Genomic DNA, 25,138 nt, shown 5'->3' with positions numbered 1-25,138 from the left:
TTATAGATTGTGGGAAACTCTAAGTGATTAAAGCGGTTGACTTATTTTGTGGGGCAGGGGGGCTTACTCATGGCCTGCAAAAGGCAGGTATTAATGTTGTTGCTGGCTATGATATAGAAGCATCATGTCGCTATGCGTATGAAAAAAATAATCGTGCTGTTTTTCTACAAAAGAGTGTAACAGATATCACCGTTGAGGAATTTGAACATTACTATCAAGGTGCTGAAGTACGGGTATTAGCCGGCTGTGCTCCATGCCAACCATTTTCCTCATACAATAAAAAAAGTAAGGAAGAGAATGAAAAGGATGAGCGTTGGAACTTACTAAAAGTATTTGGTAACCATGTAGCGACAGTTCGGCCTGAAATTGTAACTATGGAGAATGTTCCTCGCTTGGTTAATCAGCGTGTATTTAATGAATTCGTTGATGAACTGATAGAGTTAGGCTATAGCATTTCATTTAAAGTTGTTTATTGTCCTGATTACGGGATGCCACAATCAAGATCTAGACTCGTGTTACTTGCATCAAGGCTTGGAGAGATTAAACTAATTGAGCCAACACACTCAAAGCAAAGTCATGTGACATTAAAAGAAGCCATAGGACATTTACCTTCAGTAAATGCTGGCGAAGTGCACCCTGATGATAGGTTACACAGGGCTGCAAGAATGTCACCTTTGAATATGGCAAGGATTAAAGCATCTAGGCCTGGCGGTACATGGCAGGACTGGCCTGAAGAACTTGTAGCAAACTGTCACAAGAAGTCGTCTGGTAGTTCATACTCAGCTGTTTATGGGCGCATGAGCTGGGATAAAGTAGGCTCAACGATTACAACTCAATGCATTGGTTTTGGGAATGGTCGATTTGGTCACCCTGAACAAAATAGGGCAATCACACTTCGTGAGGCCGCTTTGCTCCAGTCCTTCCCTGATGATTATGACTTCTGGCCACAGGGTGTGAAGTTTGAGATGCGACCAGTTGCTAAAATGATTGGTAATGCTGTCCCTGTTAGATTAGGTGAAATAGTCGGTGAAAGCATTCTAAAACACCTCAGAGAAATTGATAAAAAAAGCGCCTAATGGCGCTTTTTTATTATAACTCATCTATAAGATCTTGAATTTTTTTAACATCTTTTCTTTTCTGTAAGTATTCATCATATGCTTGTGTTGATTGAATAATTAAGTCACCGTATGTCATAACTTTCCCATTCATAGCTTTCAATCTATTTCTATACATATCAAACCTGAACTGAGGCAAGTCATAATTGGCCCCCAATAGAAAAATTATTTCTATCTCTGGTACGTTGCCATGACCACCAGGACAACTGTCTGGATGTTGGTAATACCACTCCTGAGTTGCTTGAATATATTTCTCTCCCTGCTCAAAAAGACGCTCAAATTTTGGTAGTTGAGAGGCAGGAGTTGGCCGCTTCATTTCAATAATAACATGCTTCCCAGAAATTGTTTTGTAGGCTATATCAACTCTTGCACCAGACTCTGCGCTTGGATCCAGGCTCTTTAGTTCATTTGTTAGTGTTTGCTCTATAACACTCTCTCCTGTGACCCTTTCCCATGATGGATCTAGAAGCCACAAGTGATCAAATAAGTAATTTTGTACTGTTCTTTCTAACTCACGCTGGTTGTTGTCAGTGAGCTTACCGAATTTTTCTATTACACTTAAACGTTGAGATGTAATCTCATAAAACATGCTAGATTCAATATCATCTATTGAAGTAAAAATACTATGGAATGCCTCTGAATTTAGAGATGAAATCTTTTCAAGTTGATTGATATTCCCTTTAACTCGAAGCTTCTCAAACCCCAATATAGTGTTTTTGAGGATGGTTTTCTTTGATTCTTGCTGCTCGGACTTGGAACCGGAAAAACTCATTGTGCTTACTTTCCCAATTACATCTCTAGCAGCCTTTTGCTCTCGAGAAGTTAAACCAGTTAACCACGATTTAAGAGCTGGGTTTTTATCTTCTTCTTCTTTAGTTCCATGAAGAGCTCTCCAAACATCCCATTGAGAGCTAATATCATTCAACGTCTTCTTGAAAAACTCTTTGATAACGGGATATCTTGGATCGTTTTGTTGCAGTTTTTGGCGAGATGATGTTGCCATATCAGGGTGGTTATTGTCGTCCAGGAAGTCTATAACTAATTCACCAACCAGATAATTTGTAAAGTGCTTGGCACTTCCAAATTCAGGTAAAATATCCTCATCAAAAACTCTGCCATTTGCCATGACTGTAATTGTATTATTGGATATTTCTATATCATCTTTTAAAACGCTCGGAGTTTTAACGCTACCAATATATCCTCTGACATCATATGTAGCACCCTGAAACTCTATTTCACCATCTAGAACTTCAGATTCTTTCAATTTTTTACATGCATTTTTTCTTTTTTTATCAGTAGATCCAATTTCCCACAGAAATTGCAGTTCACTGAGGTAGTTTCTATCATGAGTGCTAATGTAAGTATCATTAACTTTGACTTTAAAATTGTGACTTTCCCCAATGACACTAAAGCGCCTAGCCAGCCGTTTTCTTAAGTAACTTTCTGTTTTATCAATTGACTTCTTGAGGTCAAGTAGTTTGATAACAGTTCCTTTATCTTTGTCAAAAGGTAAATCGACTTTCTTTGCTTCGTATGCTTCGCCTTTATCAATGTTATGAATAAGTTGTTCTACATCAATTTCAAAAGAGATCGCTGAAGAATATTCTGATTTAGAAGTAACCTGAATCTTGTTAGCAAGGGAAAACATAGCAAGTTTCCCAATGCCTTTCCTACCCATAACTTGTCGGTTCTTGTGATCACTTAGCTCGCGATTATCTTTTCGCCTGGCATATCCAACTTTTAAAAATTTATTTTTGATATCTGACTCAGACATACCATGGCCATCATCCTCAATGATAACCTCACAAACATTATTTTCACCTTTTGATTTTAGCTGAATGGAAACCTCATCAGCGTCAGCATCCCAAGCATTAGATATTATTTCTGTTAACACTGCGGGTGTATTAGAATATAAACTCATTCCCAAATGGTTGAGAACATTCATGTCTAACTTTATTTCGTATCCATCAGATGATGAAACCTCAGAGATATCGGTTTTCTCAATACTAGTCATTTATATTTCCTCCGGGATTTCACCAGTTTCAGCTAATTCTTCAAATTGTTGACGATTGAGTATCATTACACCTTGTTCAAGAGCTTTCTCTAGCTTTTTAGGGCCGGCGTTGCTGCCATAGCATAGAATATTGAGGTGTTTAGTTACACTTTGACGCACCAACATGCTCTTTTCTGTCGCTATAGTTGTTAATTCTGATTTATCGCTTTTAGAAAATCCAGTAAAGCAAACGTCCATTGTGTCAGGGCTGGATAGGCGTGTAGGTTGAGGCGCTTTAAATTCAATTCCATTGGCCTTTAACCCATCTCTGGTTTCCGCAAAAAAATCTCTTGCTGCCTCCAAAGAATCATGGATATCTAAAATGCGATCTACTCGAAGAGTTCTAGGGGCAGCGTTGACAGCGCACCACCCTTGAATATGAGTTGGCTCATCATGTTTGTTAACGATTAACTTTGGGTTAAAAAGTCGTTGAATCGATAACTTTTGACGTTGGCAAAGATAAGTACAAATGACTTCTTTTTGCAGCTCCATGCAGCCTCCTAGCCTTTAACAAAAGCTAGATTTTAACTGAAAACTAGCTGTGTTAAACGTGTTGCAATGTGGCATGGGGTATATATGTGAGCTATGAGACATCATTTCTTCCTCATCTCCATAGCCACACGGCCAACCACTTTGATGTCTTCCTCTGACACTTCAATGGTTGAGTTCCCAAACGCAATTGCTAACTTCTTGCCCGGTAAGCGCTGTAGATAGTTGATCGATAGGCGTCCGTCGATATCAATGAGGTAATCGCCAGCTACTGGATCAACTGATTCAGTGTTTAAGTAGTAAATCCCTGAATCATCTTCAATCACTTTGGTGATTGATGGCTTTAGGCCGAATCGGTCCAGTGTGCTCAGATCCAACGAGACCCTGCCAGCTTCAATCAACGCACCGTCAACCAGACGGTAGGTTTGCAGCCCTTCAGCAGGGGCTGCTTTGTCTTCGAAAGGCTTCCCTTCCCCTAAAGCTAAGTATCTTACTGAAGCGCCTGACTTAAGGTGTTCACGAATGATCAGCTCAAAGCCTGTGCGGTTGTGAGTGTGCCAAGTAAAGAACGTAGATCTTGGTACACCAAAATAATCGGCAAGCAGGTCGTAAGTAGCGCAGTTTGTTACTTCTTTGAGTTTTTCCGTGAATTCCTTTCCCTTCAAATACTCAAATGCGGGTACTTTAGCTTTGATTGTGCTCATTTGCGTCATCTCAGTTAGTCAGTTGAGTTAAATTTGGACTCATTTACGATGCTCAAACAAAACAATCAACGCAGACATTTGTGATTAAAGTCTGGTTTTTTATCTTGAAAGTTCGCCAAATGAGATCAATAATCTCGCCATACAAAGCAATTGATGTCGTCATTTCTTCTCAAAGAACATCAATAAGCGTCTCAACTAGATAGGATATCACTTATGGCAAGTCTTCAAATAGCGGTCGACGCACCTTTTTGCACGAGAAAAGAGTTCCTTAGACGTACTGGCTGGTCTTCATCTTCCCTCGATCGCGCCATTGCTGCCGGTGATATCCCAATCCTTCCGAAAAAGGGTGAACGCGGTTCGGTACTCATCAACATGGTGAAGGTCGCTGAGCACTGTGCGGAGCAGAAGGTATGAGCCCCGCGAACCCTACCTCATCAAAATCAAACCCCGTGCCAGTTACGACGAAATCGCGACTGCACGGGGTAGGGAGCAGCAAACCTAACCACCCGGAAAAGTGCCCAATGTGGCTACATGTGGTTGCGTTTGCTGTGATTTTTGTCCCTTTGTTTCTTAAATGAGTTTATCCATGGACGCAAACGACTCAACGTTCGGATTTCGTGAGGTCGAACAAAAGGCATTTGACGAGTCTTGCTGTGCATTTGCGAATTCAGAAAACATGACGCAAATCGCAAAGCAGATTGGCATGAACCCGGTAATCCTGCGCAACAAGCTGAACCCGGGTAACGAGCGGCACAAGCTCACCGCGGTAGAGCTGGTGAAAATCAGCAAAGTCAGCGGCAACTACTGCATCGCCAATAGCCTTTTGTTCAGCCTCGGCATGGTTGGCGCCAAAGTGCCGGCCGAAGGCGAGCAGCGCAGCCTGATTCAGCGAGCGCTGGAAAACTCAGTTCACGCCGGGGAAATCTCCCGGCTGGCGCTGGAAAACGGCGGCGACATCCGTTTGCCCCGCTCCAAGCGCAACGAATACCTGGAACGCGCACACAGCAGCGTTCGCAACCTCGTTTTACTCATCAGTGATCTGGAAAACCGCAGCGCTGGCATGCAGCCGCTTGTATCCGCAGGCGTCGATTTTGTCACCAGCGGCATGCCGCTACCCGGATTGGCATAAGGAGAGAGCACCATGGCAAACACAGCAGAGAAACTTCAGCAAGCACGCCAGCAGCATGCGCGTAAAACCCCGCATCTGGTGCCGGTGATCAGCACCCCGAAAAGCCGCGCCGATGTCGACGCGGTGAATGCCAATGTTCAGGTGAAAACCGGAGCCGATCATCTTGCCGATGCCAAAGCCCTGTTCAAAGCCAAACACGCACGCAGTCAGGTGAAATTGGCGTATGAGTCCCTCAGCCAGAAACAGCGGGGCATGGTTTGTATCGCCGCTGGCCTGTCACCTCATGATTTCAGCCGCCACTTCAACGATTTCAACGATCAGGAACTCCAGCAACTCCGCAAGGGTTTGCTGGAGCTGACCGCCATCACCCGCCGGTTTGAAAACTCAGTCGGCAACCTGCAACACCTGAAACCACACATTTTCCATTAACCACCGTTCCATCACCTTGCCCCTGTAACAGGGGGCTTTTTTTCGTCCAAATGGTAGGGAGAAGACCATGGATACTGCAAAAAAAACAGCTGTTGAAATGCTGGATGAAGCCCGTGAACGCAAGTGCCGGGACGTGATCCTGGGCATCACGGAACTGTCTATCGACAATCATGAAATTATTCATATTCACACCCAATACTCACCGCATGTAAATGGGTTCTGTGTGTATGTTTACCCAATAACCGAAGAATATGTAGATATTGAGATCGCGCCATTTTTTCGTGTTGATTTCTCGCTCAATCGGAATCGGTTTGAAGACAACGCTACTCCGCTACAACAACTCCTGGAACTCGAAGACAAACTGCTGGCGCTGATCGCCGAAGCCAAAGACAAGGCGGGGGTGCAGGCATGAACTACCTCGCTGTATACCTCTGCGCGGATGGCGGTATTTCCCGCAACGCGAACACCCAGGAGGTGATGAACCTCCAATTGGGAGAATTCGAATCCCGCGACCAAGCCATTTCAAATGCCTGCGAACTGCTGGACTGCACCCATACCAAAAACGGTGTGCTGGTGAAAGGCCAGAACACAGGCGGTTTCCTCATTTGCGACACACAGGAGTTTGCGGAGCTATGAGCATCCAGTTAAGACGTAACTTTGTACCTAATAACCGTCGATTGCAGGTGGTTTCGAGTGGAGGTGGTACTCAGTCAGTTTGTATGGTCGTACTTATTTATCTCGGAGCTTTGCCAAAGCCAGATTTGATAGTAATGGCGGATACTGAACGCGAAGCCAGCAATGTTTTTGAGTATCACGAAAAGTATGTAAAGCCGCTGTGTGATGAAATTGGGCTTGAGTATGTCGTAATTAAAAAATCTGACTGGGTAAAGAATGACATCACTCTGGCCTCTGATGATGACGCAGTGCTGCCTGGTTTTTTTACTGAATATAATGGGAGAACACCGAAAGGAGATCTTGGAAAGCAACCTGGATATTGTTCATCACACTGGAAAGTCGAACCAATTCGGAAGTACCTGAACAATAGGTTTGGTGAGAGAGAGCTAACTAAACGGGGTGTGGACTTCTGGATTGGTATGTCATTTGACGAGAGAAGTCGAGTGAAATACCCAGCTGGGAAATGGCAGAAAAGATACCCTCTCTTTGAAGCAGAAATTCTTCGTGAGCAGGCTATTCAAATCGTGAAAGATTTTGGCTTGCCTGAACCTCCGCGTTCGGCATGTTGGATGTGTCCTAACCGACACGATGATGAATGGGTTTGGATGCGTGAAAACGTGCCTGAAGATTTTGAGCAAGCCTGCAAGTTCGAAAAGCAGTTACAAGCCGGTTTTGATTGGCTCTATCTACATAAATCAGGTGTGCCAATTGGTGAGGTAATCTTCACATCAAAGCCTAAGCAAGTAGATATTTTTGATCAATTCTGCGACACAGGAATGTGTTTCGTATGAGCCTTTCAACCTTCACCACGGCGCAAAAACGTGCAGCCTCCCGAGCTTGTCAGGCTTGGGGGGAAATGCACGTTTTTCCGCAACTGCCAAAGATTGTCGAAGTCTCGCCAGAGTCGCAATCATTCGATCGCGAACCGGAGGGCATGACGGTAACCGAGCGCAAGCTCTATGAAGTGAACCCGGCAGACCATGCATGGCGTCGTCAGTTTTTTGCGGGCCTGCCGGATTACCTTGCCCGCTATTTCGGCAAGCGCTACGTGTCCATTTTCAACAGCAAAGGGCGCAGCGATGCCAATACCTTCCTACGTGAACGCATGGGCGGTGAGCTTCAGCGCCGAATCCGTCTGGTGATGGAGCAATATAACCGCCTGCCAACCTGGAACAAGGTCAAATCGATGAGCGACAACGCTGATCAATCTGACTTTGATGATGAGCAACCATTCGGCCAGTATTCGCTGAATCTGGAAGCCGTAAAGCCGAAGCGAGCCAATAACCAGATACTCGCAGAGCTGGAACGGGATGAGCTGAAGGAAATGGCTTTTCTGATCTCCCGCATCATGAAAACCAAGGTGAAAGAGCTGAGCGATAATCTCGACGAAAGCCAGCCATATCCTGTCAGAATTATTGATGCTTACCAGCAAGTGGCCGTTTTAGGCTGGCAGTTTGGTATTCGCCCGCCGGTAAAGAAAAAGCGCATTCAGCCGGAAGATGCTGAATGTGGTTTATTGCAGCTGCAATGCGAAAAGTGGTGGCTGCGCCGCCTGGTCAAATCCCGCAACATCATGCGGGAACATCTCGCCATTGCTATGGGGCAGGTGTCAAAACGTGCCAGCGCCTATTGCTCGTTCGACTGCCTGAACGAGTACCAAGCCCAGCAGAAGCGTAACTGGGAAGCCATCGAAAACATGGTGCTCTTCGACGAGGAAACCGGCGAAGAAGCGGAAATGAAAGACATGGTGCTGAAAAGCGTGGCGAACCCGGCAATCCGTCGTCATGAGCTGATGACCCGCACCCGTGGCTTTGAAGACATCGCCGATGCCATGGGCCTGTCCGGGTTATTCCTGACCCTGACCACTCCGGCCAAATACCACAACTCATACAAAAAGGGCGGATTCATCCCGCACTGGAACGGTGCCAGCCCGCGCCGGGCACAGGCAAACCTGAATAACACCTGGGCACGAATTCGCGCCAAATTAGACCGGGACGGTATTCGCTGGTTCGGGATCCGTACCGCCGAGCCACACCACGACGGCACGCCACATTGGCACATTCTGTTGTGGCTGAAAGAAGAGGATGTCGCGGCCGCCCGCGAAATCTTTATCGACTACGCCATTGCCGAAGACCGTGCAGAACTGCTGCCACGAAAGACCAAAAATCATGAATACGTCGGGCCGCTGGACTACCGTCCGCGCTGCGACGTGAAATACATCGATCCGGAGCTGGGCAGCGCCACAGGCTATATCGCCAAATACATCTCCAAGAACATCGACGGCTATGCCATGGATGGCGAAAAGGACGATGAAACCGGCGAAGACATCAAGGAAACAGCCAAGCATGTGACCGCCTGGAAAAGCCGCTGGAACATCCGCCAGTTTCAGTTCTTCGGTGGCGCACCGGTCACCACATACCGGGAGCTGCGCCGCTACGCCAACTTGGATAAAGCCAAGTTCATGGATTACTGCATGCAGCTCACCCGTAAAGAGCTGAATCGTATTTATGAAGACATGACCGCCGATCTACACGGCCCTCGCTTACCCGCCAACAGAATGAGCGGCAAAGCCCTGTTAACCCGCATCGGCAATGGCTATCAGCCGAAAGTGCAAAACCATGACGGCAGCATTTCAGAGACCATGCAATCAGCGGATGCCGGAAACTGGCAGGGCTACGTCATGGGGCAGGGCGGCCCGTTTGTTGCCCGTGAATCACTGCTGATCCGCAACGTCTATGAAGTCACGCCTTACGGTTCACCCTACGGTGAAGCCGTCAGCAAAATTCAGGGATTCCAGGCTGCAGGTGAAGTCGTCAAAACCCGTCTTCGCACCTGGACGATTATGAAGAAATCCGAGTTGACCGAAGAAGCCGAAGCGGGGGCTCTTGCTCTTTCTGGCAGCTCCGCTGCCTCTCGGAGTTCTGTCAATAACTGTACGCAGTCCGATCCCGTCTCTGAGAAAGGGACGTTAGAGGACGCAGTATCGAGAATTGTCGATATTCGAGCCCTTGGCGACGCCGTTCCGGCCGGAATAGAAGACCGTACCTTTGATGTACTGCTGCGCGGCGGCAATGTCGCGGTTGGCGATGGCCGCAGCATCAAGTTACGCGGTGGCGAACTCGACGAAAACGGCAACCGCCGACCAATGCGGCTGATCGAGTTTGAACATGAGCCCGATGATCTGAACTGGCTCAACTTTGAAGGCTGGCCAGAAGACATGGAAACAGCAGCGCCGGCTGAAACCAGCACCACTCACCAACAACCCCAGCTGTCCCCGATCCCGGAACCGGATTGGGAAGACGACGGCTACCCACTTATCTAAGGAGAGAGCATGCTTTTACCTGGTGAAATTGTTGTCGATAACTTTGCAGGCGGTGGCGGTGCTTCCACAGGAATGGAAATGGGCCTTAATCGGCATGTTGATGTCGCGATTAACCATGATCCTCCCGCAATTGATATGCACAAAATGAATCACCCTGAAACAAAGCATTATTGCGAGTCGGTCTGGGATGTCGATCCTGTGGAGGCTTGCGCTGGCCGCCCGGTTGGTTTGGCCTGGTTTTCTCCTGACTGCAAACACTTCTCAAAGGCCAAAGGTGGTCGCCCCGTCGACAAAAACATCCGCGGACTGGCTTGGGTCACTATTCGGTGGGCCGCGCTCGTTCCTGTCAGAATACTGATGCTGGAGAACGTCGAAGAGTTCATGTCCTGGGGGCCGTGTGTTGAGGTTTCGCCAGGTAAATTCAAGCCGTGCCCGGAGAGAAGTGGTGAAACCTTTGATGCGTTCATCAAGGTGCTGACAACCGGCTTAAACCCTGAACACCCTGCCTGGCCGGAAATTTATGACGCTCTTGGCGACCACTTTCCATACCACATGATAGAAAGTGGTTTGGGTTACGAGGTGGAATTCAGAACGCTTTCAGCCTGTGACTATGGTGCCCCAACAACCCGCAAGCGCTTCTTCATGATTGCGCGGAATGACGGCGCGCCAATCCAGTGGCCGGAACCAACACATGGCCCGGAAGGCAGCGGCCTGCAGCCGTACCGAACCGCAGCCGATATCATCGACTGGTCTATCCCTGTGAAATCCATCTTTGGCCGTAAGCGACCATTGGCTGAAAACACCATGAAGCGTATTGCCAAAGGGATCCAGAAATTCGTTGTTGAAGCAGAAAACCCGTTTGTGGTGCCCGAAGCGGCCAACATCCCATTCATTACTGAACATGCGAACGCAAGCAGCCAGAGGAACATGCCAGCTGACGAGCCGCTGAGAACTATTTGCGCCCAGGTAAAGGGTGGGCATTTTGCTGTGGTTACCAGCAGCATGATTAAGTTGCGCGGTTCGAATATCGGGCATGGTACTGATGAGCCGGTTCACACCATTTCAGCTGGCGGAAACCACATTGGCGAACTGCGTGCGTTCCTCATCAAGTACTACGGCACCAACTATGGCCATGCGATGAATGAGCCTGTGCAGACCATTACCACAAAGCACCGTTTTGGCCTGGTGACTATCCTCGGCGAAGACTATCAGATTGTCGATATCGGTATGCGGATGCTAGAGCCACATGAACTTTTTGCGGCCCAGGGGTTCCCCGAGGGCTATCAAATTTCGCACAGCAGCACCGGTAAAAAACTATCCAAGGCCAGCCAGGTCGCCCGTTGTGGCAATGCTGTGTGTCCGCCAGTGGCCCAGGCTTTGGTAGAAGCGAATATCGGCAGCAACCAACTCAATGAAATTGCGGCATAAGGAGAACACCATGTGTTTCGACGGTTTGGCCCTGAAGGCCATCAAAGAGCAGTGCCGGGAAAATCGGGATCGCGGGGAGGTTTCAGCCATGCCAGCACTCATCACCGAACTGCGCGCACTTTGCATTGAGCTGAAGGACGATGAAAAGGAAGCCCGGAGGCTGGCAAAGCAGCGACCTGCAGACGCAGGCTATTTCAAAGGGCTGGAAATTGGCCGAATGCAGGCCCGGATTCAACTGGAAACCCTGATCGAGAACCACGGCAACAATCGCCCGATGACACTGGAAATGGAATCTAACTGAAGGAAATAATCGATGGAACAGTTAAAAACTACCGTAAAAGATGACCGGCTAATTGTTGAAATCCCGGCTGAATATATTGAGAACGCCTTTGAAATGGGAGTTACAACCAACGTAACCGGAACCGTTACTGATCGTCAGGCCATGCTGTCACATTTTGCCGCCAAGCTGAACGACGGCGCTGGTGATTCGCACTTTGGCCGTTTCGTTGATGCCGTATGCGAGGAAGCGCTGGAAGACGGCGAACTGTTTGTTGAATGTGACGACGTAGATTAGAAGGAAAAAATTCGATGCATCATGAACTGAAAATTCTTCCGCAGTACTTTGAACCTGTGTGTGACGGGACTAAAACGTTTGAGATTCGTAACAATGACCGAGACTTTAATGCCGGTGATACGGCAACGCTTCGGGAGTGGACAGGAGAAAATTACACCTGGAGCGAGCTTGAAGTCGAAATCACTTACGTCACGAACTATGAGCAGAAGCCCGGTTGGGTGGTGTTTGGTATCAAAGTTAAGGGAGAGACTGACAACCATTGAAGCCGATGCCGGGTTAACCGGCATCCCTGCTTTGTAACTCCTCGGCCACCGTCACCATCAAATCGACAAAGCTTTCCCGAACCCGCTTTGGCAACAGCCGGGCGGTGGCCGCAATATCGCCCGCCGACGTGTGCCGGTGCCGCATTTCGCCCAGCGACACATCCAGCGACGTCAGCCCGTACAATTGGCACAAAGCCCGGTATTGAGAAAGGGTCATATCCGTCTTGCCTTGCTCAATTCGTCGCAAAGTGCTGAGCGAAATGCCATGGCACTGGTTCGCAACGGCACTTTGTGTCAGCTTTTTCTGCACCCGAATCGTGACCAAAAACAACACGATAGGGTCTGGTTTGTTAGGTTTTCTAGGCATTGGCATCAAATCTATACGTCAAATATGATTTATTACTGCACCAAATATGCCATTTAAGAGTAGTACAAAGGTCGATAAGAGCCTGATCACATACCTGTCTCGCAGCATCCTGTAGGTTTGCCCCAAACAATAAGAAACTTGTGTGATAAAACGCACCATAGCGACGTGTAATAAAAACAATATGTTGATATGATTAAAACTACTGTGTTTATATACAGTATCGCCAGCTGGTCAGGAGGCAAGATGTCAGAGTTTCACCAAAAAGTGCGCGCATTTATCCAGTGTGCGGCGTCGCAGGATACGTGCGGTAACCACGCCGAAAACAACGAGATTTCAATGTTCTTGATGGGGTTGGTCTCCGATCATGAAAGGCAGCAGTGCGCTGCCTCGGAGCCGGAACAATCAGGAATTAAAACAGGGAGATTTGCTGGGCCAGATGCTGGCGTTGGTTTGGCGATAGCGCCTTAACCAGCGCAACGGCCAGGTCGTCGGTGGTTTTTGATGAAGGGCTCAGGCTATGGCTGTAATACAGCGACATCACGAACTTATGGCCACACGCCGGGTTCTTGCACTGGTAGTATAAATCGGCGCAGTCGTTCGACAGCCGGTTCGTTTTGGTAATCACCGCCCGTTCACCACACCCACATGAAACACGGCTACCGTTCACAAGAGGAACCGTAGCCGCCGCTTTTGGACTTGAATTTAATAGCTTCGAATGTACGAGGGAATGTTTATAGCCCAGCGGGCTGACAAAGGTGTGACCGCATTCCGGGTCCGAACATGAGCAGAACAAATTCGCGCAATCATCCGTAACGTCGCTGCGACTGATAATAGCGCGAGCCCCGCATTTACAAAGCACTCGCATAACTGACCTAACCTGTTGACTGACCAGATCAATAGTAATTGAGGGCTGTGTTTTTGTACAGTGTCAAAGGTTTAAGACTCAGATCATCTTTTAAGTGGTCGATCTTGAATCTGTATATACAACCTGTATATACTGAACATGTAGTATCAATAAGCTCAAATAAGAACAAATAATCACCAATAACAACAAATATTAGGCTAGGAAGGCAGGATGAAGCTAGTCATTTCTCCAAGTGTGGAACGAAAGTTAGCAACAAAGCATGATGTAACTGAAAGTGAGATCAGAGAGTGTTTCGCTAACCGCGAAAAAGATTTTTTGAAAGACCAAAGAGAAGAGCACCAGAGTGATCCGCCTACTCTTTGGTTTGTGGCTGAGACTGATTACGGTAAGAAGTTGAAAATTGCATTTATCTTCTTCAAAGATGAAGGGAAATTTGTCATCCGTACAGCTTACCCAGCCAATGCCGATGAAATTCGGATTTATAACAAGTACGCATAATAAAAATAAGAAGACATCACTCAAAACCACTGACTGTGGATAATGTCACCCAAAAGAGGTGGCTATGGAGAACTAACGCATGAGCACTAAACCTAAAAAGATCGATAGCACCATCGAAGCATGGGAAAGCGGTCAGTTAGGCCGTGACGAAAAATTTGTGGAAAAAGTGACAATCGAGCCATCACTGGTTGATGACAGCTTAGAGTTACAAATGATTTCAATTCGTTTGCAGAAAGGTCTGCTAGATGACTTGAAAAATATCGCTCAGATTAGAGGAATCGGCTACCAGCCGTTGATTAAGCAAATCCTGAAACGATTTGCTGATTCAGAAATGAAAATGATTCTGAAGGAAATGGCTGCGGAAGAAGCGCGAAAGGAAGCCGAAGCCGCAGGAAGTGAGCCAGAACTGATGCAAGCTTGCGGCTAACCTAATCTGCACGATAAAAACACCCCACAATGGGGTGTTTTTTTATGCGGATTTTTCGGCCTTATCCAACTCCACATTAAACTTCAAATGCAGCCCCCGAGGCACTTCCGGGTCGTTGTTCACTTCATCCATAATCAGCTCGCACACCGGGATAATCTCGTCCCGCGCATACTCTCGGCCCACTTTCTCCGGGTCGCCAAAGTTGGCAGCCCCTTGCGGCACCATGCCGCCTTTTCCGGGGGGAAACCGGTGGCCGACCAGAATGTCCTGGGCGGTGATGTTTTTGATCCGCTCGAACTCGTCCTTGGTGGCAATGTCGCCCACCGGAATCAGTTGAATCCCTTTCTCATCCCCGTTCGGGATGTTCACGAACATTGAGCGGAAGTTACCCACGCCTTTGCTGCTGGCGATGGTTTTCTTCATCATGTCTTCATCTTCCGGGCTCAGGTTCGGGTCGGTGGCGTAGAAGATGAACCCCATGTGCGCGCCGTTCTTGTAGTACCGACGCCGGAACAGGGTGGCATCTTCATTCAACATGCTGCTCTGAATGCTGCCGAGGTAATCCGGGATCCCATAAATTTGCTGCTGCGGGTCGTACTGGGCCAGCCAGATGATGTCGTTCTCGTTATAAATTTTGAACTGGTTATCCCGCTGCAGGAACACCCACTTGCCGTTCTTACGGCGGCGCACGTACATCGCCGAAATGGGCTCCAGGCGAACCACCCGGCGGAAGTGATCCCGAATTTTCAGTAGTGCGGCATGACCAAAGGTGAAGTAATCCCGGCAATAGCCTTGCACCAGGCGCTTGCGCATCCCGCCGCCAGAGACAAAGCGCCCGGTCACATAGTTGGCACGGGCGATCAGCGCACTGCCGTGATACGCATTGGCCCGGGCAATTTGCGCCAGGCCGTTGGGGGAAATGGGCGGCTCCCAGTAGTCGTCCATGTCGTTGTAGAACAGCTCATTGTAATCGGTGAGCCAGCGACCGGAATCAACCGGTTCGGCATGGTTGTCGAAGCTAAAGCAGGATGCCGCCGGCTTCTCAGCTTCCGTGTTCGTTTCAGTGTCGGCTTTCAGGTCCGGGGATTGTGTTTCTGTCATGCTGCTGTCGCCCATGTCGATTTGCGTTGTTTGGTGTGGTTGAGCGGTTCGTTGATAACCGCATGAGCCGTGGCCCAGAATGAGTCGGCGTGTCCGGTCAGTTCACTGCGTTCGGCTTTGTAGGTGATGGCGTTGCCGCTTTTGGTGGTCACGCGCTTAATAGCCATGAATGCCATGGAAATGTCCTTGTGTTCGGCGTCGTATTGCAGCCGGTTGGCTTCAACCACGTCGACCATTTTCAGCACCATCCGGGTTTTACTCTCCGGGTTGTAGTGGATGGCGACCGCTTCCCGTGGGTGCGCTGCGCTAATCAAATCCCAAACACCGGCACCAACCCCGGTGACGTCAATGCCGATGTAAGTCACGTTGTAGCGTTCGAACACCTTGTTGATCTGTTCGGCCTGGTACTGAAAGTTGAGCCCGCGCCAGTAGTGTTTCTCCAGTATCCGGAATTTTTCCGGAGCCACGATGGGCGGAGCAACCACAACCAGACAGGCGTTGTCGCGGGTGCGGGATGGGTCGTAACCGAGCCAGACCTCGCGGTTTTCGAATGGCCGCGGCGTGCCCGGCTTGAAGTCCTGCCAGTGGGCCGTCTCCACCATGCAGCGTTCCATGTGGCTGAACTTGAAGACAGACTGCGAGCCATCCACAAACACACACATGAACAGGTTATTGAAGTCGTCGTCGCTGTATTCGTCGCGCAGTTCATCAATATCGAACAGGTCACAGCCACCGTTGGCGGCGTCTTCAATGGTGACCACATAACGCCACTGGCGATCCGGGCAGAGTCGGCCGCCGTCGCGGTATTCCTCGAACGACGGAAACTCGAGTTTTTCCCGGCTTTCTTTGCCTTTCTTCCAGCTGTCGCCGGTCCAGAACGGATACGCCTGGTGCGTTTTGGCCGACGGGGTGCTGAAGTAGGTTTTCCGCCACTTCTTGTGGGTTGCCATGGCCGAAGCCAGCTTGTTCAGCTCGTCGAACTTGGGGATCCAGAAGTACTCATCCACGTAAACGTGGCCGTGGTAACTCTGCGCGGTTTTGCTGTTGGTCGACAGAAAGCGCAACTCGGCACCGTTGGAAAGGATGATCGGGTTCCCGGTGAGTTCGATATCCAGAAACTCTTTCGCGATGGCGATGATGTAGCTGCGGAAGACCTCCGCCTGGGCGCGGGACGCCGACAGAAATATTTGGTTGTCGCCGGTGAGAATGGCATCTTCCAGGGCTTCGCCACTGAAATAATAAGTGGCCCCAATCTGGCGTGATTTCAGAATGTTCCGAATCCGCTGCTTGAGGTTCTCACGCATCACCAGTTGATACTTGAACAGCGAGGCGTGCCATTCTTTGAAGTGGTCGGCGGTGATCTCGCTGATGTCGTTTTTCTTGCCTTTCCCTTTCCGCTTCTTGTTATTGCTGCGGCTGTTCCCAGCAGCTTGATCATGCTTCTGGGAATGTGAGTCGTTGCCGCCGGAATTCGCTGCGGCTTCCTGTTTGGTCTTCTCCTGGGCGCGCAGCTTCTTCAGGTTGGTGTGGTGCTTGATCAGCCGGTCGAGCATGTCCAGCTGTCCCGCTGACGGGTCGGGGGTATCAAGCAGGGTTTGAATTCGGGTTGCGATCGCTTCATCAACGGTGAACTCGCGCAACATATCCCGCCAGCTGTACTTATCGGCCCAGTAATAAACGATGCGCTCATTCGTCAGGCCAAGTTCAGCAGCGATTTCCTTCGGCGTCCACGCCTTCAAATACAGCGTTTTCGCGGCTTGTCTTACTTCGGGAGAGTATGCCATGCCGCAATCATACGCGCCTGGATAACTCAAATGACGCACTTAAATTCTGATGAATTCGGATACGGCGCATATCCGAATTTTCAGGAATTCAGGTGCATGATTCGCTGCTCTCAAAGGCGTAATCTTTGCGGTGACTGATATGTAACTGACAACTTTTGGGTCGGAAATGTAAGGCTTATGAGCAAAACCAGTGATTGGAAAATTGTAGCGACTGAAGGTGCCACGGTTGATGGCCGCAAACTACTGCGTCAGTGGTTTAAGGAAATGGCCGAGCAGTATTCAACCCAGGAGTACACCGCCATGATCTGGCCGGAGCATTTTCGATTCGGTGGTTTTGGTGACAACTGGGGAACGGTTGAAGCAGTTAAGGCTGAAGAGCTGGACGGGAAAATGCGCTTGTTTGCAAAGATTAAGCCTAATCAATACCTGCTGGCAGCCAACAAGCTTGGGCAGAAGCTTTTCACCTCCATTGAAATTAACCCGGATTACAAAGGCGAAGGCCGCTGTTACCTGAGAGGACTGGCGGTGACTGACTCTCCTGCATCTACAGGTACATCGCGGCTTGAGTTTTCAGAGCAGAACGGCAAGGTCAAGGCCATTGAGTGCGATCAGCTTGAAGAGCTGGACTTCGCTGAATGTCAGCCCAACGCCCTGATGCAAGCCATCACAACGCTTTTTAGTCATTTCCAATCTGGTAACCCCGCACCAGAAACACAAACCGAACCAGAATCAGAGGACACCGATGTGACTCCAGAACAACTCACTGCTGCGCTGTCTGAGCAATTAAAACCGTTCAGCGACCAGCTGGCAGCCCTTGAGAAGAAGGTTCAAACCTTCTCTGAACAGGGCACCGAAGAAACGACAGAGGGTAAGCCGGAAGGTAAACATGAAGCTGGCGAACAGGGTGATCCTGGCGCCAAAGACTTCAGCCAGGTATTAGCCGATCAGCTGAAACCACTGGCCGAAAAACTGGGAAGCCTGGAAACCCAGTTCAACGAGCTGAAGCAGGAAGCCACAGGCCAAACCCCGGATAACTCAGGCACAGGCAGCGACACAATGGAGGTGTTTTAATGCTTAACGCTATTTCAACGGGATACCTCCAGGAATTCACTGCCGCGACATTAACCGCTGCTGGCGCACCAACCGGTGAAAAGATGTTTAACATCACTGCACCAATGGAAACCAAGCTGCGCCAGGCAATCATGCAGTCTCATGCCTTCCTGGGGATGATTTCACTGTTGCCGGTACAACAAATTAAAGGCCAGGTGGTTGATGTTGGTAACGATGGCCTGTCAACGGGCCGATCAGCAGATGGCCGTTTCAGTGTTGAAGTAGGCCAGAGTGGTAACACCTACGAGCTGACCAAAACCGATTCTGGTGCGCACATCCAGTGGGAAACCATGACCCAGTGGGCAAACTCCGGTCAGAAAGGCGAATGGCTCAAACTGATGCAAAATGCCATTGCCCGTCGCTTCGCGCTGGACATGATCCGGGTTGGCTTCAACGGTACATCGGCAGCCGCCGTGACAAACCCTGTCGCTAACCCGCTGGGGCAGGACGTGAACAAAGGCTGGCTGACTATCGTGAAAGAAAAGCAAGCCGAACAGGTACTGCCTGCCGCCACGCTTGACCCGACCGGTGCTACTGCCGATTCGTTCAAAAACCTTGATTCTCTGGTGCAAGACCTGATCAACACCACGATTGCGCCGGAGCACCAGGAAGACCCTGATCTGGTTGTGATTGTGGGTTCAGAATTGGTGGCCGCCGAGCAGCACCGACTGCTGGAAGCTGCGCAAACGCCAACCGAGCACAAAGCGGCACAGGCACTGGCAAAAACCATTGCCGGGAAACAAGCCTATAAACCGCCATTCTTCCCGAAAAAGTCAATTTGGGTCACTAACCTGAAGAACCTGCAGATCCTGACGCAGACGGGCACCCAGTGGCGTAAGCAGGAAAACAACAGCGATCGGATGCGCTTCGAGAGCAACCATATCCGCATGGAAGGGTATGCCGTCGGCAACATGAACAAGTTCGCCGCGATTGAAGACGTCACGATTGCTGACCCGGCCCCGGCGGCATAAGGGGATAGCACATGGTGAGTCCGTTAAAACGACAACGTGATGCGATCCTTGCCAAGCAGCAAGCGGGGGAAACCCCGCAGGCTGAAGCGGTCAACACCGACAGCCTGCACATCAAGCTGATTGAGTTTGAAGAAGACCGGCAGCAAATGCGCTCGCAGTTCAATGCCCGAGCTGATCGAACCGACCACAAACGCAATGTGCTGATCCCGAAATACAAGGCGCAGGCCGAAGCCTATCTGGCTGCCGGTGAAAGGTACGAAAACACGATTTTCAGCACCCTGATTGTATGGCTGTTCGATATCGGCGACCTGAGCACGGCGATTGACTGGTGTTTCAAGGCGATTGATTTGGGCCTGCCGACCCCGGACTTTCTCCGGCGTGACTGGCCGACCTTCTGTGCCGATCAGGTGATGGACTGGGCCCAGGTACAAGCCGAACGGGGCCAGAGCATTGAGCCGTACTTCAGCCAGGTGTTCGAGAAAATCCGTAACGACTGGCGGCTGCACGAAGAAGTGAACGCCAAGTGGTACAAGTTCGCCGGCTACTTCCTGCTGCGTGACGACGAAGGGAAACCGCTGCCGTCGGCCATCGCCAGTAAGGAAAAACTGGAACAGGCTAAAGCGCTGCTTCAGCAGGCACATGCCTATCACAGCAAAGTCGGCGTAAACACCATGATCAACAAAATCGACATGCGCCTGAGTGCGCTGGAAACCGGGAAGAATTTGTAAGTCTCCCTACCCGTCGCGCCTCGGCTGGCGAGGTAAGGAAAGCCAATTGGCTCATCCGATACCGTCGACCCAGTGGGCAGAGGCGCATTTATTGAGAGGGCAGTGATGTTTTCACCCAACGCATCAACCGGCTACCAAGACACCGTGATTAACAACGACGGTTTCTGGCCAGACATTAACGCCGGAGATTTTGAGCGACGCCGGGGAACACCGGCTGATCAGGATGATGAAAACATTGCCTACGCCTTGGTTGCTGCCATTGCTGAAGTCAATCGACAGCTGAGTGACCAGAAGCTGAAGTACCAGGAAGGCGGTGTGCAGTCTGCCAGTGAGCTGACTTCATCACCTTCAATCGGCGGTAAAAACGCGGTGGTGATTCAGTACGAAAGGGCTGTGTTTGCCAGGGCGAAAGCTGATTTGCTGCCGGACTTTGCCACGGTTCACCAACGGAACGCAGGCAACAATCTGGCAGAACGTAGCGCGGAAACCAGAAGCGAATTACTGGCAGAAAGCCAGCGAATTATCCGGAACATGTGCGGATTGAATCGATCAACGGTGACTTTGATATGACTGAAAATCGCAGCCAGGCAGAAGCAGGATTCAAGCTTCAGGCACTCACCCAGTACATCAAAGCGATGCTGCCACATCAGATTCATCACTCCATTGATGTATGGATGGAAGATGTTCAGCTTCACCTGGTGCCGGAAGATAAAGGACAGGGGTTTGATATTGGGCAAATTGAATACACCGCCCAGTTCAGCTTTGAACGTTTCCCCTTCAAGCAGGTTGATCCGGCAACCGTGATGGCTGGCGTGATGGCCTGGTTGATGGATAACGACGAATCGCGCACGGACTACGAGCTGGACGACCCCAGCTTTGATGTTGAGCCGGAGTCTGAAGATACCGTGATCATGACAATGGAAATTGAGTTTCTGGAGTCGCTCATGGTGGTTGAAGACGAAAGCGGCCCGATTCTCTGGCAGGGCCAGCGGTTTAAGTTGGCCCCGTATGAAATTTGGGTGGCTGAGTACGCTTCGGTCAATGGTTCGGATATGGAAGCTTACTAATGGAAGTAAAGGTAGAGCAGTCCTCAGCTAAGAAGCTTATGAAGGCGTTGGATCTGCTCGCTCTACCTCGCCAAAAGCGAAAACGTTTGTTGTACCGGGTCGCAGCCAGTATCCGGCAGGAATCGAAGAGGAACATTACTCAGCAGAAAACACCTGCAGGTCGCCCTTGGGCACCAAGAAAGCGCGGCAAAGGGAAAATGCTTCGCGGCCTTAAGCATCTGGTTGTGGTGAGCAATGAATCGGACGAAAACAGGGCCATTGTGGCTTTTGCCAGAGGCAATTATCACCGAAGTCACGGTGGTGTGGTTGCCCGCGTCCATAACGACGGACACAAGCGCAAAGTAGATAAAAGATCCCGATTGCACATCCGTCGGAGCAAGAGCGCCGGTTGCTCAAGAAAGGAAGCCAAGATGCTCAAGGCTTTTGGGTTCAAAGTTCATGCTAGTCGCATGAACCCCAAAGCAGCCAAAGGGAAAATGCGTGTCCCAACCGTTAAATGGATGGTGCAAAACCTCTCAGCAAAAGAGGTGCAGTACGCATTTCACGCACTGAGAAAGTCAGGACAACTCGGTACAAGCAAAAACAGTTGGGAAATTAAGCTGCCGGCAAGAGAGTTCTTAGGAGCTTCGGAAGCAAGGTTCAGAAAAGCTTGGGAAAGAGCCTTCCAGGGTATTAATTACGGCTGGAAAGTAAAAGCCCAGCATATGAAAAGAAGGAAATAACCAATGGCAACCGGAAAGGTAGGCGTCAACAACTTGAATCTGGGGCAGGGCGGTATCCCCGAGATTGAGCGGCATTTGCTCTACATTGGCCGCACCGATGAAATCGGGTTACAGGGCAAAGTCACCCGCATCAATGCCGCAACCGACCTGGACGATGTGGTTGCCGATGATGCTCTGGGTATTAACGTTCGCGCCGCACAGCTGAACGGGAAACAGAACTGGACGGCGGCGATGTTCGGCCTGGCGGATGGCGCCAGCTGGGAAGAGGCGGTTGATATCGCCAACCGCACCGACTCATTCGAAGGCATTGCCATCGTTGATGTGGTGACCGACAAGGCCCAATTCGCGGCCATGCAGGCCAAAGCCACCGAGCTAACCAGCAAGCTGGGCCGTTGGGTGTTCTTCCTTGCCGCTTGCCCGGGCATTGACCCGACTGAAGCCGGGCTGAACCAAAGCTGGGCGGATTATGAAGCGGCCATGCTGGAATTGGTGAAAGATGTCGCCGCAAACATGGTTACGCCGGTCCCACAGTTGAACGGTAACAACGTGGGCGTGCTGGGCGGCCGCCTGTGCGACCGCAGCGTCACCGTGGCCGACACCCCGATGCGGGTAGCAACCGGCAACGTGCTGGGGCTGGGTGACATGCCGGTTGATAACACCGATAAGCCGTTGGAAATGTCCACCATTGAAACCCTGGCGAACGCCCGTTACTCGCTGCCGCAATGGTATGCCGATTTTGAAGGGATCTACTGGACCGACGCCACCACGCTCGAAGCCAAAGGCGGCGATTACCAGGTCCTCGAATACGTTCGCCCGGTGCATAAGCTCAACCGCCGGGTACGGATTAAAGCGATTCAGCGCGTGGGTAACCGGCTGCTCAACTCGACACCGGCCAGTATCGAGCAAAACCGGACCTACTTCCGCACAGATATGCGGAACATGAGTAAGACCACGGAAATCGGTGGCCTGACGTTCCCCGGTGAAATCATGCCGCCGCGTGATGAAGACGTGCTGATCACCTGGCCGACCAAAACGAAAGTGCAGATTGCCCTGATGGTTCGGCCGCACAACTGCCCGAAACACATTGAAGTGAATATCGCACTCGACCTGTCAAACCCAGCGGATTCGGAGGCTTAATCTATGCGCTTATCTGGCAAGAACATGCATTTCACCCTGGGTGATTTCAAACTCAAGGCCAACAAGGTTTCATTGTCGATTACTGATAACTCGGCAGTGAATAAAACCGGGGGTGTGCCGGATGGTTACGTCGACGGTGACGTTGAAGCCAGCGGTGAAATCGAAGTCACCACTCAGCAATTCAATATTATCTCGAAGGCCGCACAGCAGTTTGGCGCCTGGCGTGGGCTACCTGCATTTGACGGGTTGTTCTATGGCAAAACTGACAAAGATGAGCTGAAAGTTGAGGCGTTTGGCTGTCGGCTGAAAATCTCCGACCTGTTGGATATTGATGCCAACGGCGGCAGCGCCATGGTTCACAAAATTGGCTTTGATGTCACCAGCCCGGATTTCGTGCACATCAATGGCACGCCTTATCTCCGCCCGGATGAAACCGAAGGCTTGGTTCAATAGGGGGCTGGATGAGCGATGTTATCGACCAAGGCTGCCGTATCGAAGCCCAATTCCGAAAAGTGGCGCTGGCTAACCAGCTGGCAGCCTCGGCCGCAGCGAAGGCGAACGGGGCTTACAGCGAAACAGACTGCGCTGAATGCGGAGACGAAATCCCGCAAAAACGCCGCGAGCAAGTACCGGGCTGCCGGTACTGCACGCCCTGCCAACAACTAGCCGAGAAGGGGAAGTTGTGAAGCATTACCTATTGAAACGCCGTTACTTCCCGCACGGGACATTTTCCACGCTGCACCGCGCAGATGGCAGCCAGGTGTGTTGCATGGTGGAACGTCCGTTCCTGAACAATCGACCGGGGAAATCTTGCGTGCCAGAAGGGACATATACCCTGTACCCGCACAAAAGCCAGAAGTTTGGCGAGTGCTATGCCCTTGAGGGGGAAACCCTGGGCGTGACCCGGTACGGACCAAGCATTCGAACGCACATCCTGATCCATAAGGCCAACCGTGTTTCTGAGCTGCAGGGATGTTTGGCGCCGGGCGTGGATTTCGGCCAGGTGGGTAATGAATGGGCCGTGGTGAACTCAACCGCCGCATTCAACAACCTGATGGCTGAGCTGGGCGGCGAGACTGCGCGACTGACAATTCAAAAGGACTGAACGACATGTGGGAACAAGTGAAATCTCTGATTGGTGACGCAGCCCCATTGGTGGGAACCCTGTTGGGCGGCCCGGCTGGCGGTGCTGTGGGCAGCATGGTGGCGTCGGCTCTGGGTGTGCAGAATACGCCGGAAGCGATTGAACACGCCCTGGTGACCGACACCGAAGCACTCTACAAGCTCCGCAAGTTGGAAAGTGAGCATGAGCTTGAATTGAAACGCCTGGCCATTGAAGACGGCAAGCTGAAAGTGGCGGAACAACAAGCCCGGCTGAAAGACACCCAGCATGCCCGAGAGCAGCATAAAGACCACTGGATGCCCAGCCTTTTGGCGCTGCTGTTGTGCGTGATGGTCACTGGCATGTTTGCGGCCTTGTTCTTCGGTGAGCCGGCGCAAGAATACGCCCAGGTGCTGATTATGATCACCGGCACCGTGCTGGGTGCCTTCGGTACTGCGATTGCCTTTTGGCTCGGCAGCAGCAAGGGCAGCATGGACAAGGGCAAACAGCTGAAGTTGCAAGGGGGCTAGATGGAAGATTGGCACGTGTTGCTGGTACTGGCCGGATTCCTGTTAACGCTGATCGGGTTTGTGTTCACTCGCGCCGAGAAATCCGCATCAACCACCCGGGAGCTGGAGCAGCGCACCCATAAAAATGAGTTAGCGATTGCGAATCAGCGGGCAGATGTAGCAGAGAAATACGCTACCAAACACGAGCTACGGGAAGCCGTAGACGATATCAAAAATTCAATGAACGGGCGGTTCGATCGCCTGGAAAGCAAACTTGAAAAAGAGAGAGAAACGGTATGACACAGCAAAAAATCATCACCCTGGAAATCGCTGGCAAAGAGCTGCAATTCGAGCCGACTGAAGCGGCTTATAACGACTACATGAACGAGCTGTTGCCGGATAACAAAGTTGCGCCAGCGAATAACTTTTTGTTCAGCGTGGTGACCGATGAATCCAAAGAGCCCCTGCGTGAAATCACCAAATCAAACGCTGGTGCGGCTGTGCAAATTACCTCGGTTGTTTTGGCTGAGTTCACGCCGCAAATGGAAATCAAAGTAAAAAAATAAATG

34 protein-coding genes and 1 pseudogene are annotated in these 25,138 nt (G+C 50.4%); 27 read left to right on the top strand and 8 right to left on the bottom strand.

What is annotated here, in order from left to right; all coding sequences use genetic code 11:
* Nucleotides 1–23: 23 nt before the first annotated feature.
* Nucleotides 24–1,076 carry a DNA cytosine methyltransferase gene (locus NH461_RS11660; RefSeq protein WP_261600515.1) on the top strand — a complete coding sequence of 351 codons (1,053 nt, stop codon included), beginning with the start codon at nt 24–26 and terminating at the stop codon, nt 1,074–1,076.
* Between the two features lie 13 nt (nt 1,077–1,089).
* Here NH461_RS11660 and NH461_RS11655 read toward each other — a convergent pair whose 3' ends face one another.
* The 3 genes from NH461_RS11655 to NH461_RS11645 all read right to left on the bottom strand — a co-directional run bounded on the left by NH461_RS11655 (nt 1,090) and on the right by NH461_RS11645 (nt 4,361).
* Complete coding sequence (locus NH461_RS11655; RefSeq protein WP_261600514.1) at nt 1,090–3,129, bottom strand: ATP-binding protein; 2,040 nt, start codon at nt 3,127–3,129, stop codon at nt 1,090–1,092.
* On the bottom strand, nt 3,130–3,660 hold the full coding sequence (locus NH461_RS11650; RefSeq protein ID WP_261600513.1) for a BRCT domain-containing protein: 531 nt from the start codon (nt 3,658–3,660) through the stop codon (nt 3,130–3,132).
* A 101-nt stretch (nt 3,661–3,761) separates the two neighbouring features.
* A complete protein-coding gene (locus NH461_RS11645; protein WP_261600512.1) occupies nt 3,762–4,361 on the bottom strand; it encodes a helix-turn-helix domain-containing protein in 600 nt (199 codons plus the stop codon).
* Between the two features lie 213 nt (nt 4,362–4,574).
* On the opposite strand from NH461_RS11645, the gene NH461_RS11640 reads away from it, so the two are divergent.
* The 11 genes from NH461_RS11640 to NH461_RS11590 all read left to right on the top strand — a co-directional run bounded on the left by NH461_RS11640 (nt 4,575) and on the right by NH461_RS11590 (nt 12,181).
* The gene (locus NH461_RS11640; protein ID WP_261600511.1) at nt 4,575–4,775 is read left to right on the top strand and encodes a Rha family transcriptional regulator; all 201 of its coding nucleotides are present in this window, start codon (nt 4,575–4,577) and stop codon (nt 4,773–4,775) included.
* Nucleotides 4,776–4,947: 172 nt separating this feature from the next.
* Complete coding sequence (locus tag NH461_RS11635) at nt 4,948–5,490, top strand: phage regulatory CII family protein (protein ID WP_261600510.1); 543 nt, start codon at nt 4,948–4,950, stop codon at nt 5,488–5,490.
* Between the two features lie 12 nt (nt 5,491–5,502).
* Nucleotides 5,503–5,919 carry a hypothetical protein gene (locus NH461_RS11630; RefSeq protein WP_261600509.1) on the top strand — a complete coding sequence of 139 codons (417 nt, stop codon included), beginning with the start codon at nt 5,503–5,505 and terminating at the stop codon, nt 5,917–5,919.
* A 67-nt stretch (nt 5,920–5,986) separates the two neighbouring features.
* Nucleotides 5,987–6,331: a hypothetical protein gene (locus NH461_RS11625; protein WP_261600508.1), complete on the top strand. Its 345-nt coding sequence runs from the start codon at nt 5,987–5,989 to the stop codon at nt 6,329–6,331.
* A complete protein-coding gene (locus NH461_RS11620) occupies nt 6,328–6,555 on the top strand; it encodes a hypothetical protein (protein ID WP_261600507.1) in 228 nt (75 codons plus the stop codon). The genes NH461_RS11625 and NH461_RS11620 overlap by 4 nt, the downstream gene beginning before the upstream one ends.
* Nucleotides 6,552–7,385 (top strand): hypothetical protein, encoded by an 834-nt coding sequence (locus NH461_RS11615; RefSeq protein ID WP_261600506.1) that lies wholly within the window; start codon nt 6,552–6,554, stop codon nt 7,383–7,385. Before NH461_RS11620 ends, NH461_RS11615 begins: the two co-directional genes overlap by 4 nt.
* Nucleotides 7,382–9,916 carry a replication endonuclease gene (locus NH461_RS11610; RefSeq protein WP_261600505.1) on the top strand — a complete coding sequence of 845 codons (2,535 nt, stop codon included), beginning with the start codon at nt 7,382–7,384 and terminating at the stop codon, nt 9,914–9,916. Before NH461_RS11615 ends, NH461_RS11610 begins: the two co-directional genes overlap by 4 nt.
* A 9-nt stretch (nt 9,917–9,925) precedes the next feature.
* Nucleotides 9,926–11,344 (top strand): DNA cytosine methyltransferase, encoded by a 1,419-nt coding sequence (locus NH461_RS11605; protein ID WP_261600504.1) that lies wholly within the window; start codon nt 9,926–9,928, stop codon nt 11,342–11,344.
* Between the two features lie 10 nt (nt 11,345–11,354).
* A complete protein-coding gene (locus NH461_RS11600) occupies nt 11,355–11,645 on the top strand; it encodes a hypothetical protein (RefSeq protein ID WP_261600503.1) in 291 nt (96 codons plus the stop codon).
* Between the two features lie 12 nt (nt 11,646–11,657).
* The gene (locus NH461_RS11595) at nt 11,658–11,918 is read left to right on the top strand and encodes a hypothetical protein (RefSeq protein ID WP_261600502.1); all 261 of its coding nucleotides are present in this window, start codon (nt 11,658–11,660) and stop codon (nt 11,916–11,918) included.
* Nucleotides 11,919–11,932: 14 nt separating this feature from the next.
* Entirely contained in the window at nt 11,933–12,181 is a 249-nt protein-coding gene (locus tag NH461_RS11590; RefSeq protein ID WP_261600501.1) for a DUF3850 domain-containing protein, read from the top strand.
* A gap of 13 nt (nt 12,182–12,194) precedes the next feature.
* On the opposite strand, the gene NH461_RS11585 is transcribed toward NH461_RS11590, so the two are convergent.
* From NH461_RS11585 to NH461_RS11575, 3 genes and pseudogenes are all read right to left on the bottom strand, one after another.
* Nucleotides 12,195–12,548, bottom strand: a complete 354-nt coding sequence (locus NH461_RS11585; RefSeq protein WP_261600500.1) for a helix-turn-helix transcriptional regulator — start codon at nt 12,546–12,548, stop codon at nt 12,195–12,197.
* A gap of 409 nt (nt 12,549–12,957) precedes the next feature.
* Nucleotides 12,958–13,215 (bottom strand): ogr/Delta-like zinc finger family protein, encoded by a 258-nt coding sequence (locus NH461_RS11580; protein ID WP_261602894.1) that lies wholly within the window; start codon nt 13,213–13,215, stop codon nt 12,958–12,960.
* A 69-nt stretch (nt 13,216–13,284) separates the two neighbouring features.
* Nucleotides 13,285–13,413: pseudogene (locus tag NH461_RS11575) on the bottom strand (ogr/Delta-like zinc finger family protein); the annotation flags it as partial.
* A 210-nt stretch (nt 13,414–13,623) separates the two neighbouring features.
* Here NH461_RS11575 and NH461_RS11570 point away from each other — a divergent pair.
* Both NH461_RS11570 and NH461_RS11565 read left to right on the top strand, forming a co-directional pair.
* A complete protein-coding gene (locus NH461_RS11570) occupies nt 13,624–13,911 on the top strand; it encodes a hypothetical protein (RefSeq protein ID WP_261600499.1) in 288 nt (95 codons plus the stop codon).
* Between the two features lie 79 nt (nt 13,912–13,990).
* Nucleotides 13,991–14,338 carry a BrnA antitoxin family protein gene (locus NH461_RS11565; protein ID WP_261600498.1) on the top strand — a complete coding sequence of 116 codons (348 nt, stop codon included), beginning with the start codon at nt 13,991–13,993 and terminating at the stop codon, nt 14,336–14,338.
* A 42-nt stretch (nt 14,339–14,380) separates the two neighbouring features.
* Here NH461_RS11565 and NH461_RS11560 read toward each other — a convergent pair whose 3' ends face one another.
* Together NH461_RS11560 and NH461_RS11555 are read right to left on the bottom strand one after the other, a co-directional pair.
* Nucleotides 14,381–15,439: a phage portal protein gene (locus NH461_RS11560; RefSeq protein ID WP_410000078.1), complete on the bottom strand. Its 1,059-nt coding sequence runs from the start codon at nt 15,437–15,439 to the stop codon at nt 14,381–14,383.
* Complete coding sequence (locus NH461_RS11555) at nt 15,436–17,223, bottom strand: terminase large subunit domain-containing protein (RefSeq protein WP_261600496.1); 1,788 nt, start codon at nt 17,221–17,223, stop codon at nt 15,436–15,438. The genes NH461_RS11560 and NH461_RS11555 overlap by 4 nt, the downstream gene beginning before the upstream one ends.
* Nucleotides 17,224–17,400: 177 nt before the next feature.
* On the opposite strand from NH461_RS11555, the gene NH461_RS11550 reads away from it, so the two are divergent.
* The 13 genes from NH461_RS11550 (at nt 17,401) to NH461_RS11490 (ending at nt 25,135) form a co-directional block, all read left to right on the top strand.
* Nucleotides 17,401–18,294 (top strand): GPO family capsid scaffolding protein, encoded by an 894-nt coding sequence (locus tag NH461_RS11550; RefSeq protein WP_261600495.1) that lies wholly within the window; start codon nt 17,401–17,403, stop codon nt 18,292–18,294.
* Complete coding sequence (locus NH461_RS11545) at nt 18,294–19,304, top strand: phage major capsid protein, P2 family (protein WP_261600494.1); 1,011 nt, start codon at nt 18,294–18,296, stop codon at nt 19,302–19,304. The genes NH461_RS11550 and NH461_RS11545 overlap by 1 nt, the downstream gene beginning before the upstream one ends.
* Nucleotides 19,305–19,315: 11 nt before the next feature.
* Nucleotides 19,316–20,032: a phage terminase small subunit gene (gpM, locus tag NH461_RS11540; protein ID WP_261600493.1), complete on the top strand. Its 717-nt coding sequence runs from the start codon at nt 19,316–19,318 to the stop codon at nt 20,030–20,032.
* Nucleotides 20,033–20,137: 105 nt separating this feature from the next.
* Nucleotides 20,138–20,602 carry a head completion/stabilization protein gene (locus NH461_RS11535; protein ID WP_261600492.1) on the top strand — a complete coding sequence of 155 codons (465 nt, stop codon included), beginning with the start codon at nt 20,138–20,140 and terminating at the stop codon, nt 20,600–20,602.
* Entirely contained in the window at nt 20,599–21,099 is a 501-nt protein-coding gene (locus NH461_RS11530; RefSeq protein WP_261600491.1) for a phage tail protein, read from the top strand. Before NH461_RS11535 ends, NH461_RS11530 begins: the two co-directional genes overlap by 4 nt.
* Nucleotides 21,099–21,821, top strand: coding sequence for a phage virion morphogenesis protein (locus tag NH461_RS11525; RefSeq protein WP_261600490.1), 723 nt, complete (start codon nt 21,099–21,101; stop codon nt 21,819–21,821). The genes NH461_RS11530 and NH461_RS11525 overlap by 1 nt, the downstream gene beginning before the upstream one ends.
* 3 nt (nt 21,822–21,824) lie before the next feature.
* A complete protein-coding gene (locus NH461_RS11520; RefSeq protein WP_261600489.1) occupies nt 21,825–22,958 on the top strand; it encodes a DUF2586 domain-containing protein in 1,134 nt (377 codons plus the stop codon).
* A 3-nt stretch (nt 22,959–22,961) separates the two neighbouring features.
* Nucleotides 22,962–23,411, top strand: coding sequence for a DUF2597 family protein (locus NH461_RS11515; protein ID WP_261600488.1), 450 nt, complete (start codon nt 22,962–22,964; stop codon nt 23,409–23,411).
* Between the two features lie 8 nt (nt 23,412–23,419).
* On the top strand, nt 23,420–23,644 hold the full coding sequence (locus NH461_RS11510; RefSeq protein WP_261600487.1) for a TraR/DksA C4-type zinc finger protein: 225 nt from the start codon (nt 23,420–23,422) through the stop codon (nt 23,642–23,644).
* Complete coding sequence (locus NH461_RS11505; protein ID WP_261600486.1) at nt 23,641–24,063, top strand: DUF5675 family protein; 423 nt, start codon at nt 23,641–23,643, stop codon at nt 24,061–24,063. Before NH461_RS11510 ends, NH461_RS11505 begins: the two co-directional genes overlap by 4 nt.
* Nucleotides 24,064–24,068: 5 nt before the next feature.
* On the top strand, nt 24,069–24,590 hold the full coding sequence (locus NH461_RS11500) for a hypothetical protein (protein WP_261600485.1): 522 nt from the start codon (nt 24,069–24,071) through the stop codon (nt 24,588–24,590).
* Nucleotides 24,591–24,869, top strand: coding sequence for a hypothetical protein (locus NH461_RS11495; RefSeq protein WP_261600484.1), 279 nt, complete (start codon nt 24,591–24,593; stop codon nt 24,867–24,869).
* Nucleotides 24,866–25,135, top strand: coding sequence for a putative phage tail assembly chaperone (locus NH461_RS11490; protein WP_261600483.1), 270 nt, complete (start codon nt 24,866–24,868; stop codon nt 25,133–25,135). Before NH461_RS11495 ends, NH461_RS11490 begins: the two co-directional genes overlap by 4 nt.
* The last annotated feature ends 3 nt before the right edge of the window (nt 25,136–25,138 follow it).

Source organism: Photobacterium sp. TY1-4 (assembly GCF_025398175.1).
In the GTDB taxonomy this organism is placed as follows: Bacteria; Pseudomonadota; Gammaproteobacteria; order Enterobacterales; family Vibrionaceae; genus Photobacterium.
The sequence above is the reverse complement of the archived record's forward strand: the minus strand, read 5'-3'. Positions and strand labels throughout refer to the sequence as shown.